The sequence below is a fragment of the Streptacidiphilus sp. PB12-B1b genome, from assembly GCF_014084125.1.
GTDB lineage: Bacteria > Actinomycetota > Actinomycetes > Streptomycetales > Streptomycetaceae > Streptacidiphilus.
The window spans coordinates 6,765,171-6,779,093 of sequence record NZ_CP048405.1; the positions used below are offsets into that span (position 1 = coordinate 6,765,171).

The 13,923-nt window shown below is 74.2% G+C and carries 12 protein-coding genes; 7 read left to right on the plus strand and 5 right to left on the minus strand.

From position 1 onward, the window contains the following. Positions 1-3 precede the first annotated feature (3 nt). A complete protein-coding gene (gene sodX, locus GXW83_RS29370) occupies positions 4-459 on the minus strand; it encodes a nickel-type superoxide dismutase maturation protease (RefSeq protein ID WP_182446068.1) in 456 nt (151 codons plus the stop codon). 173 nt (positions 460-632) lie between these two features. Between sodX and sodN the strand changes: the two genes are divergently transcribed. After that, positions 633-1,028 carry a superoxide dismutase, Ni gene (gene sodN, locus GXW83_RS29375; RefSeq protein ID WP_182446069.1) on the plus strand — a complete coding sequence of 132 codons (396 nt, stop codon included), beginning with the start codon at positions 633-635 and terminating at the stop codon, positions 1,026-1,028. 67 nt (positions 1,029-1,095) lie between these two features. Here the strand turns inward: sodN and GXW83_RS29380 are convergent, their stop codons facing one another. Next, positions 1,096-2,694: a Na+/H+ antiporter gene (locus GXW83_RS29380; protein WP_182446070.1), complete on the minus strand. Its 1,599-nt coding sequence runs from the start codon at positions 2,692-2,694 to the stop codon at positions 1,096-1,098. Positions 2,695-2,852: 158 nt separating this feature from the next. Between GXW83_RS29380 and GXW83_RS29385 the strand changes: the two genes are divergently transcribed. The 4 genes from GXW83_RS29385 to GXW83_RS29400 all read left to right on the plus strand — a co-directional run bounded on the left by GXW83_RS29385 (position 2,853) and on the right by GXW83_RS29400 (position 5,550). Further along, entirely contained in the window at positions 2,853-3,122 is a 270-nt protein-coding gene (locus GXW83_RS29385) for a UBP-type zinc finger domain-containing protein (RefSeq protein WP_182446071.1), read from the plus strand. A 30-nt stretch (positions 3,123-3,152) separates the two neighbouring features. Then, complete coding sequence (locus tag GXW83_RS29390) at positions 3,153-3,629, plus strand: GNAT family N-acetyltransferase (RefSeq protein WP_182446072.1); 477 nt, start codon at positions 3,153-3,155, stop codon at positions 3,627-3,629. Positions 3,630-3,872: 243 nt separating this feature from the next. Further along, positions 3,873-4,286 carry an anti-sigma regulatory factor gene (locus tag GXW83_RS29395; RefSeq protein ID WP_182446073.1) on the plus strand — a complete coding sequence of 138 codons (414 nt, stop codon included), beginning with the start codon at positions 3,873-3,875 and terminating at the stop codon, positions 4,284-4,286. A 316-nt stretch (positions 4,287-4,602) separates the two neighbouring features. Beyond that, positions 4,603-5,550, plus strand: a complete 948-nt coding sequence (locus tag GXW83_RS29400) for an RNA polymerase sigma factor SigF (protein WP_225447316.1) — start codon at positions 4,603-4,605, stop codon at positions 5,548-5,550. Between the two features lie 40 nt (positions 5,551-5,590). Here the strand turns inward: GXW83_RS29400 and GXW83_RS29405 are convergent, their stop codons facing one another. Further along, positions 5,591-6,088, minus strand: coding sequence for a hypothetical protein (locus GXW83_RS29405; RefSeq protein WP_182446074.1), 498 nt, complete (start codon positions 6,086-6,088; stop codon positions 5,591-5,593). Between the two features lie 101 nt (positions 6,089-6,189). Between GXW83_RS29405 and GXW83_RS29410 the strand changes: the two genes are divergently transcribed. Then, on the plus strand, positions 6,190-7,137 hold the full coding sequence (locus GXW83_RS29410) for a diacylglycerol kinase family protein (protein ID WP_182446075.1): 948 nt from the start codon (positions 6,190-6,192) through the stop codon (positions 7,135-7,137). 334 nt (positions 7,138-7,471) lie between these two features. Continuing rightward, the gene (locus tag GXW83_RS29415) at positions 7,472-7,723 is read left to right on the plus strand and encodes a WhiB family transcriptional regulator (RefSeq protein ID WP_030257455.1); all 252 of its coding nucleotides are present in this window, start codon (positions 7,472-7,474) and stop codon (positions 7,721-7,723) included. Positions 7,724-8,090: 367 nt separating this feature from the next. Here GXW83_RS29415 and GXW83_RS29420 read toward each other — a convergent pair whose 3' ends face one another. Next, positions 8,091-12,011: a Pls/PosA family non-ribosomal peptide synthetase gene (locus GXW83_RS29420; protein ID WP_182447634.1), complete on the minus strand. Its 3,921-nt coding sequence runs from the start codon at positions 12,009-12,011 to the stop codon at positions 8,091-8,093. A gap of 216 nt (positions 12,012-12,227) precedes the next feature. After that, complete coding sequence (locus GXW83_RS29425) at positions 12,228-13,718, minus strand: sensor histidine kinase (RefSeq protein WP_182446076.1); 1,491 nt, start codon at positions 13,716-13,718, stop codon at positions 12,228-12,230. Between the last annotated feature and the right edge of the window lie 205 nt (positions 13,719-13,923).

Consider the following 13,923-nt stretch of genomic DNA (forward strand, 5'->3'; position numbering starts at 1 on the left):
CGGTCAGCCGGGCGGGAGCGCGCCCAACCGGCGGGCGAAGGCGTACGGGGTGCGCCGCAGCAGCGGGCCCCACCAGCGCGCCGGGGCCAGCCAGGAGGGGCGGGGGGCGAGCCGGCACAGCACCCGGCCGAGCACCAGCTCGTCCGGGACGACGCCGAAGTCCCGGCTGTCGCCCTCGACCCGGCTGTTGTCGGACAGCAGCCACCAGCCGCCGGTCCTGCGTTCGGCCGCACGCTTCACCACCAGCAGCTCCTGCCGCAGCGGGTGCCGGGCGACCACGATGGCCCCGGGCCGCAGACGCGCGCCGTACCGGCACAGCAGCCGGTCGCCGTGACCAAGGGTGGGCGCCATGGACGGGCCGTCAACGTCCAGCAGCCCGTACCCCGCTGGCCTGCTTCCCCCTTCCGGGGGCTCCTGCGGCAGAGCCCCCGGAGCACGGTCGTTGATCTGCTCTGCCATGCCGTTCACCCTTGCCTGCCGTGCGTCGGACCGTCGGATCCATCTTCGCCGACCGGGGCGCCAAGTCCACGGTTCGTACAGCTTTTGCCCTAGGACCACGGGGCAGACGGGTTGTCGGGACCCGAACGGGAGTAATCTCGTCCCGGGAAGACGATCACAGGAAAGGGACTCTCATGTTCTCTCGGCTCTTTGCACCGCGGGTCACTGTCCATGCCCACTGCGACCTGCCGTGCGGTGTCTACGACCCGGCCCAGGCCCGCATCGAGGCGGAGTCGGTGAAGGCCACGCAGGAGAAGTACCAGGCCAACGAAGACCCGCACTTCCGCGCCCGCGCCACGGTCATCAAGGAGGAGCGCGCCGAGCTGGCGAAGCACCACGTCTCGGTGCTGTGGTCCGACTACTTCAAGGCCCCGCACTTCGAGGCGTACCCGCAGCTCCACCAGCTGGTCAACGACACCCTGAAGGCGCTCAGCGCGGCCAAGGCGTCGACCGACCCGGCCACGGGCCAGAAGGCCCTGGACCTCATCGCCGAGGTCGAGAAGATCTTCTGGGAGACCAAGAAGGCCTGATCAGCGCTCAGCTCCTCCGGTCGGCCGGGCCGTTGCCCGCGCCGGCCGGCGGCCGTTCCGGCGGCGGTCACTCCTCGCCGTGGTCGACCAGGGCCTCCTCGAAGTCCAGCCGCCGCATCAGCCCGCGCAGCAGATCGTCGTCGATCCGGTCGGCGTCCCGCAGCCGGACGAAGACGGCCCGCTCGGCGGCGACCGCCTCCTTGCCCAGCCGCCGGTAGACGGCGTCCGCCGACTCCCCGGTGTCCTCGTGCACCGCCGCGCCCAGCCGCTCCCAGACCGCGTTCCGGCGCCGGTCCAGCGCCCGGCGCAGCCGCTCCTCCAGCGGCTCGGGCAGCCGGTTGCGCGGATCGGCCAGCAGTTCGTCCAGCCGGGCCTGGGCCGCCGCCGAGGCGTCGTTCTGGGCCTGCGCCTCGACCAGCACCTCCCGCTGCCGGTCCGGCGCGGGCAGCGGCAGCGCCCGGACCAGGGCCGGCAGGGTCAGCCCCTGCACCAGCAGGGTGCCGATGACCACCACGAAGGTCAGGTAGAGGATCAGGTCCCGGTCCGGGAAGGCCGCCCCGCCGTCGGCGGTGTGCGGGATCGAGAAGGCCACGGCCAGGGAGACCACGCCGCGCATCCCGGCCCAGGCGATCACCAGCGGCCTGGTCCAGTGCGGACGGCCCTCGCGCTCCCTGACCCGGGCGCTGAGCAGCCCCGGCAGGTAGGTGGCCGGCCAGCACCAGGCGAAGCGGACCACGATCACCGCGCCCAGCAGCAGCGCCGCCCACAGCAGCAGCTCCCCGGCCGGGTAGCCGCCCAGCGCCCGCAGCACCACCGGCAGCTGCAGCCCGATCAGCGCGAAGACGGCCGACTCCAGGACGAAGGCGACCATCGTCCAGACCGCGTCCTCCTGCAGCCGCAGCGCGAAGTCCACGGTGTGGGCGTGGTGGCCCAGGTAGAGGCCGACGACGACCACGGCGACCACCCCGGAGGCGTGGAACGCCTCGGCGGCCGCGTAGGCGGCGAACGGCACCAGCAGCGAGAAGGTGTTGAGCAGCAGCGGATCGCGGATCCGGGTGCGCGCCCACTGCAACGGCACCATCAGCACCAGGCCCACCGCGACGCCGCCGAGCGCGGCCAGCGCGAACTCGCCCAGCGCCGAGCCCCAGGAGAAGCCCTCGCCGACGGCGGCGGCCAGGGCCACCCGGTAGGCGGTGATGGCGGTGGCGTCGTTGGCCAGGCTCTCCCCCTGGAGGATGGTGACCAGCTTGGACGGCAGCCCCACCTTGCGGGCGATGGCGGTGGCGGCCACGGCGTCGGGCGGGGCGACCACCGCGCCGAGGACGAAGGCGGCCGGGATGGGCAGCCCGGGGATCACCGCGTGGGCGATCAGCCCCACCGCGAAGGTGCTGAACAGGACGTAGCCGAAGGAGAGCAGCGCCACCGAGCGGACGTTGGCGCGCAGGCCGCGGTAGGAGCTGTCCAGCGCGGAGGTGTACAGCAGCGGGGGCAGCAGCAGCGGCAGCACCAGCTCCGGGTCGAGGGTGTAGTCGGGCACGCCGGGCAGGTACGAGGCGGCCAGGCCGGCCGCGACCAGCAGCAGCGGCGCGGACAGCCCGGTGCGGCGGGCGACCCCGGCTACGGTCGCGCTGCCGGCGACGAGCAGCAGCAGGGCGCTGGTGGCCATGGCTCCGTCCTGGGCTGGTGCGGGCGGCCGGCGGACCGGCGGGCCGGTGGGGCTGCCGAAGCGGCGCGGCGGGGGCGTACGGGCCCCGCAGGGCCACCGAAGCACAGCGGCGCGCGGCGGGCCCGGCGGCGCGCGGGGCGGGCGCGTACGCTGGGCGCATGCCCGGAGGAACCGGCTGCTCGCACACCGCCGACCTGCCCTCGCCCGAGCCCGCGCCGCAGACCGCGACCTGCCTGCGCTGCGTGGCCCTCGGCCAGCGGCCGGTGCAGCTGCGCGCCTGCCTGACCTGCGGCCTGGTCGGCTGCTGCGACTCCTCGCCGGGACAGCACGCCACCGGGCACGCCCGCGAGTCCGGGCACCCGGTGATGCGGACGGTCGAGCCGGGCGAGTCCTGGCGCTGGTGCTATCTGCACAGCTCGCTCGTGTGATCGCCGCGGCGGCCGCCGTAGGCTGGTCACATGATCCGAACCGCCACCGCCGCTGACGTCCCCGCCATCCACGCCATGGTCCGCGAGCTCGCCGACTACGAGCGGGCCCTCGACGAAGCCGTGGCGACCGAGCAGCAGGTGCGGGACGCCCTGTTCGGCCCGCACCCGGCCGCCTTCGCACACATCGCCGAGGATGACACGACCGGGTCGGTCGTCGGCTTCGCCCTGTGGTTCCTGAACTTCTCCACCTGGAAGGGCGTGCACGGCCTCTACCTGGAGGACCTGTACGTCCGCCCGGAGGCCCGCGGCGGCGGCCACGGCAAGGCGCTGCTGGCGACGCTGGCGCGGATCTGCACGGAGCGCGGCTACGAGCGGCTGGAGTGGTCGGTGCTGGACTGGAACCAGCCCTCGATCGGCTTCTACAAGGCGCTGGGCGCGTTCCCCATGGACGAGTGGACGGTCTTCCGGCTCACCGGTGAACCCCTGGCCCTGCTCGGGGCGAACTGAGAGCCGGTTCACGCCAGTTCGGCCGGGCGAGCGGTTTCGGCCAGCCCCGCCGGACACGCTCCGTACCCGACGGCATACCATGAGTAACCAGCCGTCGGAGCCCCGGCTGCGGCCTCGGCCGGAGCGGCGACATCGCGGCGCGGATCGCGGTAGCGTCACCCGGGCATACAGCAGAGCACAGCACTGTGAGAACCGCGGCGGCGGCACCGCCCCCGGCGCGGCGCAACACCATCGGAGGTGAGGGTGTCCCAGAACGACGGCGAGCCCGACGCTAAGGACTTCGTCGAAGTCCGGCTGCCAGCGGCGGGTGCCTACCTCTCGGTCCTGCGCACCGCGACCGCAGGGCTCGCGGCCAGGCTCGACTTCACCCTGGACGAGATCGAGGACCTGCGGATCGCGGTCGACGAGGCCTGCGCGATCCTGCTCCAGCAGGCGGTGCCGGGCAGCGTGCTGCGCTGTGTGTTCCGCCTGGTCGGCGATTCACTGAGAGTCACCGTGTCGGCCCCGACCACCGACGGGCGCGCGCCCGAGCGCGACACCTTCGCCTGGACGGTGCTGTCGGCACTGGCGGGCGAGGTCGAGGCGACGGTCGCGGAGGACCGGACGGTCGGCATCAGCCTGCACAAGAAGCGCGGTGCCGGCCCCGGCCAGCCGTGAGGACGGCGCACATGGGAAACACTGCCGCGTGTCCGGCGCGTTCAAGCTGACAGGCACCGGTAGAAATCAAGACTGATCCCGGAACGGAACGGAGCGGGGGATCGCCGTGAGTGATCTTGAGCGCGCGAGCGGTACGGGGCTGCAGGCCGCCGGACCGGGGTACGGCTCGGGCAGACCCGTCCTGCCAGGCCAGGTTGGAGTGTCGTCATCCCCGGAGTCCGCACACGCCGGGGCCGAGCAGGCGGAGGACAGGGTGTTCGCAGACGATCCCGAACGTCCCAAAGGTCCCGACGGTTCTGATGAGCCGACCGCGGCCGTGGTCGGCGAGACGGACGGCCTGGACAAGGCGGACAGCCTGGACACGGCCGAGCCCGGCGCCGATTCCGCCGCCCCGGCGCGGGCCGCCGGGCCGGACGCCGACGTCGAGCACGCCGACACCGAGCACGCCGCCGCCCAGGAGCCGCACATCTGGGGCGGCGGTCGGCCGCTCACCGCGCCGCGCCACGGCGCCCCCGACCGGGAGGCCGCCCGCGCGCTGTTCGTGCAGCTCGCGGCGCTCCCCCGGGAGTCCCCGGAGCGGGTCGAGCTGCGCAACCAGCTGGTGCGGATGCACATCCCGCTGGTCGAGCACCTGGCCCGGCGGTTCCGCAACCGCGGCGAGCCGCTGGACGACCTGACCCAGGTCGCCACCATCGGCCTGATCAAGTCGGTGGACCGGTTCGACGTGGACCGGGGCGTGGAGTTCTCCACCTACGCCACCCCCACCATCGTCGGCGAGATCAAGCGGCACTTCCGCGACAAGGGCTGGGCGGTCCGGGTGCCGCGCCGGCTGCAGGAGCTGCGGCTGGCGCTGACCACGGCCACTGGCGAGCTGTCCCAGCAGCACGGCCGCTCCCCCACCGTGCACGAGCTGGCCGAGCGGCTCGGCATCTCCGAGGAGGAGGTGCTGGAGGGCCTGGAGTCCGCCAACGCCTACAGCACCCTGTCGCTGGACGTCCCGGACACCGACGACGAGTCCCCGGCCGTCGCCGACACCCTCGGCGCGGAGGACGACGCCCTGGAGGGCGTGGAGTACCGGGAGTCGCTGAAGCCGTTGCTGGCCCAGCTGCCGCAGCGCGAGCAGCGGATCCTGGTGCTGCGGTTCTTCCGCAACATGACCCAGTCGCAGATCGCGGCCGAGGTCGGCATCTCGCAGATGCACGTCTCCCGGCTGCTCGCCCGCACCCTGGCCCAGCTGCGCGACCGGCTGCTGATCGAGGAGTGACACCGCCCCGGCGGGCCCGCACCGGGCCCGCCACCGGCCGCTAGGACCGGCCGGGCCCCGCCTGCGCGCCGGTGTTCCGCGCCCCGGCGTCCGGTGCATCGACGTTCTGTGCCCCGGCGTCCTGCTCCGGCCAGAGCGCGGCCGTGCTGCGCGGGTGCAGCAGCAGCACGATGCCCGCGACCCCGAACAGGCCGACCGCGATGCCCAGCGGCAGGTCGCCGCCGCCGTGGCGCACCGCCACGTACGCGACGGCCAGGCAGAGCGTGTCCATCATCACCGCCGGGCTGCGGCCCCAGCGCCGGCGCCGCAGCAGCGCCCGCCCGGCGAACAGCGGCAGCATGCCCAGGATCACCACGATGCCGCCGCCGAAGGCGGTGCCGCCCAGGTCGGACCGGGTGTGCGAGGTGACCGCGGTGACCATGAGGTACACCCCGTAGAGGGCGATCACGACGCCCTGGAGCACGGCCGTGGCAGCCCCGGCCGTGAGCGTCCAGGGACGGGCGGCGGGGGGCGCGGGAAGGGCGGAGTCTGCAGTCACGCGTCCAGGCTAACCGGCCCGGCGCGGGCCCGGTCGGCGGCCCGCCCGTCGGCGGCCGGGGGCTCGAAAGCACCCAGCCTGCCGGTAGGTAAGCTGAACGTATGCGCGCCCTCCTGGTCTTCAACCCGAAGGCCACCACCACCAGTGGCCGGACCAGGGACGTGCTCGCACACGCGCTGGCCAGCACCCTCAAGCTGGAGATCGCCGGTACCGAGTACCGCGGCCACGCCCGCGACCTGGCCCGGGAGGCCACCGCCTCCGGCAGCATCGACCTGGTGGTCGCCCTGGGCGGCGACGGCACCGTCAACGAGATCGTCAACGGGCTGCTCGCCGACGGCCCCGCCGAGGACCTGCCCCGGCTGGCCGTGGTGCCCGGCGGCAGCACCAACGTCTTCGCCCGGGCGCTCGGACTGCCCAACGACCCGGTCGAGGCCACCAGCGTGCTGCTGGAGGCGATCGCGGCCGGCAGCGAGCGCACCATCGGCCTGGGCAGGGCGAGCACCGAGGGCCTGCCGGAGCGCTGGTTCACCTTCACCGCGGGCTTCGGCTTCGACGCCGGGGTGGTCGGCCGGGTCGAGCAGCACCGCCGCAGCGGCCGGCGCTCCACCCATGCGCTCTACGTCAACCAGGCGGTGCGGCACTACTTCGGGGTCAAGGAGCACCGCAAGGCCGGCCCGATCACGCTGAGTGTTCCGGGGCAGGATCCGGTGGACGGCCTGGTCGTCTCGATAGTCTCCAACACCTCCCCCTGGACCTTCCTGGGCAATCGACCGGTGTACGCCTCGCCCGAGGCCACGTTCGACGCGGACCTGGACATCTTCGGTCTGACCCGGATGTCACTCGTTCAGACGCTGCGCACCATCCCTCAGCTTCTGGACGCCTCGGCGGCGGGTCCACGGGGCAAACATGTGGTCGCTTATCACGACCTCGGCGAATTCACCTTGCATTCGCAGGAACCACTGCCATTTCAGGTCGACGGAGACCACCTTGGAGAGCGGAACCAAGTCAGGTTCTCAGGCGTACGCCGCGCACTGCGTGTGATTGTGTGACTAGAGGGGGCCTTTCGCCTTCTTCTCGAACGCACACCCCCTTCACTCCATAGAAGTACGGGGTGTGACCTAGCCGACACCAATGAATCAAAATTTACTTCCCGAAGGGGGTTGTATCCGGGGTCGAGGTTTGCGAACCTTTACCTGGCGATCGGGACAGTCCGTCACCGGACACCCGCCCAAGTCGCCCGAACCCACCGCAACGCTGCGAGCACCCGTATGCCGACCCACCTGTCGGCCCTGTGTCCGCCCATGGGTTCGTGAAAGCGTTCACATTCACAAGCAACCAGGTGTCTGTGGGGGTAAACCCGCAGGCAGGAGGAGTTGGATCACCATGGACTGGCGCCACCGCGCTGTCTGCCGGGAAGAGGACCCCGAGCTGTTCTTCCCCATCGGCAACACGGGGCCGGCCCTGCTGCAGATCGAGGAGGCGAAGGCCGTGTGCCGTCGCTGCCCCGTCATGGAAAGCTGCCTGCAGTGGGCCCTGGAGACCGGTCAGGACGCCGGCGTCTGGGGCGGTATGAGCGAGGACGAGCGCCGCGCGATGAAGCGCCGTGCCGCCCGCAACCGTGCCCGCACGGCCTGACACGCACTCAAGCACCGCCGGGGGTCCGGGGGTTGTGCCTCTTCGGAGCACCACACCCCCGGAACGGCAGTACCGCGAAGCACAGCGCACCACCTGTTCCACGCAGCCGCACGTCTGATCAGCCCTTGATCGAGTGCGCCGAGCCGCCCAGGCGAGCACGACGGCGTACTTTCCGAGGCAACGCACGCCACTCGTGGTGCTCTGCGGGCCCGACAGTTTGATACCGTCGGATCCGAGGGCAGCCACTCGTGCGATGCACGCGGGCCCGGCCCGCACCCAGAGCCCCTGCTCCGGCCGACTCCCCCCGACGGCCGGAGCAGGTCTGAGAGGCCCTGCCGACCCTCCCCCCGGTCGGCAGGGCCTCGCTTCATCTCCGGGCCCGGTCCTGCGGCCAGTCGGCGACCGGGTTGCCCAGCCAGCGTCCGCCGCCGGGCAGCCGCTCCCCGCGCATCACCAGCGAGGACGGCCCCACCACCGCGCGTTCGCCCAGCTCCGCGCCCAGCAGCACGATGGAGTGCGGGCCGACGGTCGCCCCCGCGCCGACGGTCACCGCGTCCATCCGCAGCAGCCGGTCGTGGAACAGGTGCGTCTGCAGCACCACGCCCCGGTTGAGCGAGGCGCCCGCGCCCACCCGCACCAGGTCCAGCTCCGGCAGCCAGTGGGTCTCACACCACACCCCGCGGCCGATCCCGGCGCCGAGGCTGCGCAGCCACAGGTTCAGGAACGGCGTGCCGACCAGCGCGCTCCCGAGCCAGGGCATGGCCAGCTCCTCGACCCAGCTGTCGAAGAGTTCGTTGCGCCAGACGAAGGAACTCCACAGCGGCCGCTGCCCCGCGCGGTAGCGGCCGAGCAGCAGCCATTTGGCCGCAGTCGTCAGCAGGCAGGCCGTCAGGCCGCAGCCGAGCAGCAGCAGGCCGCCGCCGAGCACCAGCGGCAGCGGCCCCGGGGAGGCCGCCAGCAGCGCCTGCAGGCCGCACACGGCCGCGTCGCCGAGCAGGACGCTCAGCAGCACCGGGACCACCCGGCACAGCTCGACCGCCGCCCGCGCCCACACCAGCCGCCGCGGCGGGTCGTAGGTGCGGGCGGCGTCGGCCCGCTCCGGGACGCGCCGGACCGGGAACCCCGGCCGGCCCAGCCATGAGCCGCCGGGCCCGGCGTCCAGGTGTCCCGGCGGCGGGACGTCGGAGAGGACGCCCACCAGGGAGTCGTCCGGCAGGGCCCGGTCGGGGCCGACGATGCCGGAGTTGCCGACGAAGGAGCGCCGGCCGACCCGCGCCGAGCCCAGCCGCAGCCAGCCGCCGCGCACCTCGAACGGCGCCAGCAGGGTGTCGTCAGCCAGGAAGGCGTAGTCGTCCACCCGCATCAGCCCGGGCAGCCCGAGCACGGTGGACGCCTCGACCCGGCGGCCGACGTCCGCGCCCAGCAGCCGCAGCCAGCCCGGCGTCAACAGGCTTGCGTAGAGCGGGAAGAGGACGCTCCGGGCGGTGCCGGTAAGGTTGAGCACGGCCCAGGAGCACCAGGCGGCGCGGCCGAGCGCGGGGTGCAGGCCGGGCGTCAGCGGCCGGGAGAGCAGCCGGACCAGGGCCGCCGTCAGCAGCGCGTAGAGGGCCAGCGAGAGCAGCGACAGCGGCCCCGAGGCGGCCAGCAGCCGCAGCCCGGCCCCGCCGAGCGTGCGCTGGTGCGCGACCAGGCGGTAGAGCAGCAGCAGCGCCGGGAGCGCGGACAGCAGCGGCAGGCCCTGGAGCAGCGGCAGCGAGAGCCCGTAGGCCAGCTCCCAGGCGCGCGAGCGGCGGTGGCGCGGGTTCGGCCAACGGGCGGCGGCCGACGCGCCGTCAGCGCCGTTGCCGGGCACCGGCGGCTGCGGCCGGGCCGGTACGCCGTGCCAGTGCTGCCCGGACGGCACCCGGCCGGTGACGCAGCTGCCGGGGGCGATCTCGGCGCCCGCCCCGACGTCCGCCCCGGGCATCAGCACGGCGCGGGTGCCGATCCGCGCGCCGGGTCCGACCCTCACCGCGCCGAGGTGCAGCCGGTCGCCGTCGAGCCACCAGCCGGCGGCGTCCACCTCCGGTTCCAGCGAGCAGCCCGCGCCGAACTCGGCCAGCCCGGTGACCGGCGGCAGGGTGTGCAGGTGCACGTCCGGGCCGACCCGGCAGCCCAGCATCCGGGCGTAGCGCCGGGCCAGCGGGGTGCCGACGACGGCGGCCACGCTGAAGGCGGCGACCAGCCGTTCGGCGGTCCACAGCCGCAGGTGGGCCGCGCCGCCGCGGGGGTGGCTGCCCGGGCGCAGGCCCAGGGTGAGCAGCCGGGCCCCGCCCGCGCCGACGGAGGCCCGGCCGAAGGCGCTGGAGAGCAGCAGCCAGCCGACCCCGAGCAGCCACCAGGGGGTGTGCACGGTCCAGGGCAGCGGCCCGACCAGGTTGTCCAGGGCGGCCAGCGGCAGCAGCAGGCGCACGGCGGTGACCGCCTGCAGCGCCGTCAGCACGGCGGCCTGGACGGCCCCGGCGCGCAGCGGCACCGACCGCACCGGGCCCGGGGCAGCGTCGGCACCGGCATCGAGCCCGTCGGCACCGGCCCCGGCGGCCTCGGCGGCCCGGCCCCGGTCCAGGTGGGCGGCCAGATCGGCGAGCCGGGGCCGGTGGTAGACGTCGGCGACGGACGCGCCGGGGTGGCGTTCGCGCAGCAGCGAGACCAGCCGGGCGGCGGCGAGGCTGGTGCCGCCCAGGGCGAAGAAGTCGCTGTCCGCCCCGGCCGGGACGCCGAGCAGCTCGCGCCAGCGCTCGGCCAGCCAGCCGGCCGTGCCGGACAGCTCCCCGGCGGCGGGCGCGTCGGCGCCCGGGAGCGGCCAGGGCAGGGCCGCCCGGTCCACCTTGCCGGAGGTGCGGATGGGCAGCTCCGGCAGGAAGGCGAGCACCGGCAGCAGCGCGGGCGGCAGCCGCTGGGCCAGCCGCTCCCGCAGCGCCTGCGCCGAGGGCGCGGCGGCACCCGGCTCCGGCACCAGGTAGCCGACCAGGACCTGCCCGCCCGCCGGGGTGGTGCGCACCGCGGCGGACGCCGCCCGGACGCCGGGAAGGGCGGCCAGGGCGGCGTCGATCTCGCCGAGCTCGATCCGCCGCCCGCCGAGCTTGACCTGCTCGTCCGCGCGGCCGACGTAGACCAGGCCCTCGGGGTCGGCCCGGACCAGGTCGCCGCTGCGGTAGCAGCGGGGGCCGGGCAGGGCGGGGTGCGGCCGGAACCTCTCGGCGTCCTTGGCCGGGTCAAGGTAGCGGGCGGCGCCCACTCCCCCGATCAGCAGTTCGCCCACCTCGCCCCAGGCGACGGGTTCGCCCCCGGGGCCGACCACGGCCAGCTCCCAACCGTCGAGCGGCTCGCCGATGCGTACCGGCTGCCCGGCGCGCATCCGCGAGCCGCAGGCCACCACGGTGGTCTCGGTGGGCCCGTAGGTGTTCCAGAACTCGCGGCCGGGCGCGTCCAGCCGCTCCACCAGCTCGGCCGGGCACGCCTCGCCGCCGACGATCAGCAGCCTGATCCGGTCCAGTGCGGCGGCCGGCCACAGCGCGGCCAGCGTGGGCACGGTGGAGACGGCGGTGATCCCGCGCTCGGCCAGCCAGGGGCCGAGGTCCGCCCCGGCCCGGACCAGCGAGCGCGGCGCCGGGACCAGGCAGCCGCCGCTGCGCCAGGCCAGCCACATCTCCTCGCAGGAGGCGTCGAAGGCCACCGAGAGGCCGGCCAGCACCCGGTCGCCGGGGCCCAGCGGGGCGTCCCGCAGGAACAGCCCGGCCTCGGCGTCGACGAAGGCGGCGGCCGAGCGGTGGGTGACCGCGACGCCCTTGGGGCGCCCGGTGGTGCCGGAGGTGAAGATGATCCAGGCGTCGTCGTCCGGGCCGGGCGGCCGGGAGCCGCCGCCGGCCGGGGCGGGCCCGGGAGTGAACGTTCCTCCTTCGCCCAGCACCGCGCACACCCCGGCGTCGGCCCAGATCAGCTCGGCGCGCTCGTCCGGGTCGTCCACGTCCACCGGGACGTAGGCCGCGCCCGCGCAGAGCACGCCGAGGACGGCGGTGTACAGCCCGGCGGTGCCGGACGGCCTCCGGACGCCGACCCGGTCGCCGGGGCCGACGCCGCGCCGGGCCAGCTCGGCGGCGAGCGCGCCGGCCGCCGCGCGCAGGCCGCGGTAGTCCAGGGCCGCGCCGTCCCCGGCGTCCAGCGCCGGGGCGAGCGGGTACCGGCGGACGGTGTCGTCCAGGACGTCCACCAGGGTCCGGGCGGGCGCGGGGGCCCGGGAGGGCCACACCGCCCCGGCCGCCCGTCCGGGCTGCTGGCGCTGGTCTGTGAGAGTCGCCGTGGTGAGAGTCGCCGCGGTGGGGTTCGCCGCGGCGAGGGTCAGATTGTCAGGATCCACGCCTAGTACACGAGGGACTACCGTCCGAAGTTGTGCCGAAGCCGATGAGAAGTGGGTTAATCCCGAGAAAGCCGACGTGTACGCGTATGTCGGGACCTGGCCGGGCGGTCAGTGCCCGACCGTGACCGGCACCTCCAGCAGCACCCGTGTCCCGCCCGGCTCGGCCGCCACCATGTCGAAGCGGCCGCCCAGCTCGCCGACGACCAGGGTACGGACGATCTGCAGCCCCAGATTGCCCTGCTGCTGGGGGTCGAAGCCCTCCGGCAGGCCGCGTCCGTCGTCGGTGACGGTGATCAGCAGCAGCTCCTCGCGCGCGCCGGGCTCGCGCCGCCGCACCGCCGAGACCCCGACCGTCCCGCCCGCCTTGGGGCCGTAGGCGTGCTCCAGGGCGTTCTGCAGGATCTCGGTGAGCACCATGGCCAGGGGGGTGGCGACGTCCGCCGGGAGGATGCCGAAGGAGCCGCTGCGCCGGGCGGTGACCAGGCCGTCCTGGGACAGCTCCATCACCATGGTCAGCACCCGGTCGGCGATCTCGTCGAAGGCGACGTGCTCGTCCAGGTTCTGCGACAGGGTCTCGTGGACGATGGCGATCGAGCCCACCCGGCGCACGGCCTCGTCCAGCGCGCCCTTGGCCGCCTCGGAGTCCATCCGGCGGGACTGGAGCCGCAGCAGCGCGGCCACCGTCTGCAGGTTGTTCTTCACCCGGTGATGGATCTCGCGGATGGTGGCGTCCTTGGTCATCAGCTCGCGCTCGCGCCGCCGCAGCTCGGTGACGTCGCGCAGCAGCACCAGCGAGCCGGTGTGCACGCCCTTGGGCTTCAGCGGGATGGCCCGCAGCTGCACCACGCCCTCGGTGGACTCCACCTCCACCTGCCGCGGGGCCCAGCCGCTGGCCAGCTTGACCAGCGCTTCGTCCACCGGGCCGCGGGTCTGCGGCGGGGCCAGCTCGGCGGTGGTCCGGCCGAGGTGCAGCCCGACCAGGTCGGCGGCGAGGCCGAGCCGGTGGTAGGCGGAGAGCGCGTTGGGGCTGGCGTAGGTGACCACGCCGTCGGCGTCCAGCCGGAGCAGGCCGTCGCCGGCCCGCGGCGAGGCGTCCATGTCGACTTGCTCGCCGGGGAAGGGAAACGTTCCGGCGGCGATCATCTGGGCCAGGTCGGAGGCGCTCTGCAGGTAGGTCAGCTCCAGCCGGCTGGGGGTGCGCACGGTCAGCAGGTTGGTGTTGCGGGCGATCACCCCGAGCACCCGGCCCTCCCGCCGGACCGGGATGGACTCCACCCGCACCGGGACGTCCTCCCGCCACTCCGGGTCGCCCTCGCGGACGATCCGGCCCTCGTCCAGCGCCACGTCCAGCATCGGCCGGCGGCCGCGCGGGACCAGGTGCCCGACCATGTCGTCCAGGTACGAGGTGGGGCCGGTATTGGGCCGCATCTGCGCCAGCGAGACGTAGCGGGTGCCGTCCCGGGTGGGCACCCACAGCACCAGGTCGGCGAAGGAGAGGTCGGAGAGCAGCTGCCACTCGGACACCAGGAGGTGGATCCACTCCACGTCGGCGCTGTCCAGGGAGGTGTGGTGGCGCACCAGCTCGTTCAGGGAAGGCATTCTCCGACCCTATCCGGCAGAGCCCGTGGTCAGCGTGCGGCCGGGCGCCGGGCGGCCGGAACAGATTGCCGGAGGCATGGTCTAGACAAGCCAATTGGTCTAGTCCACAATGGGAGTCAGCACCAAGGAGAACCGCCGCCGCGCTATCTGCCCTGACCGCGCCCGGCACCTCTCCCGCTTGAAGAAGCCGGCCGGCACCGTCCCG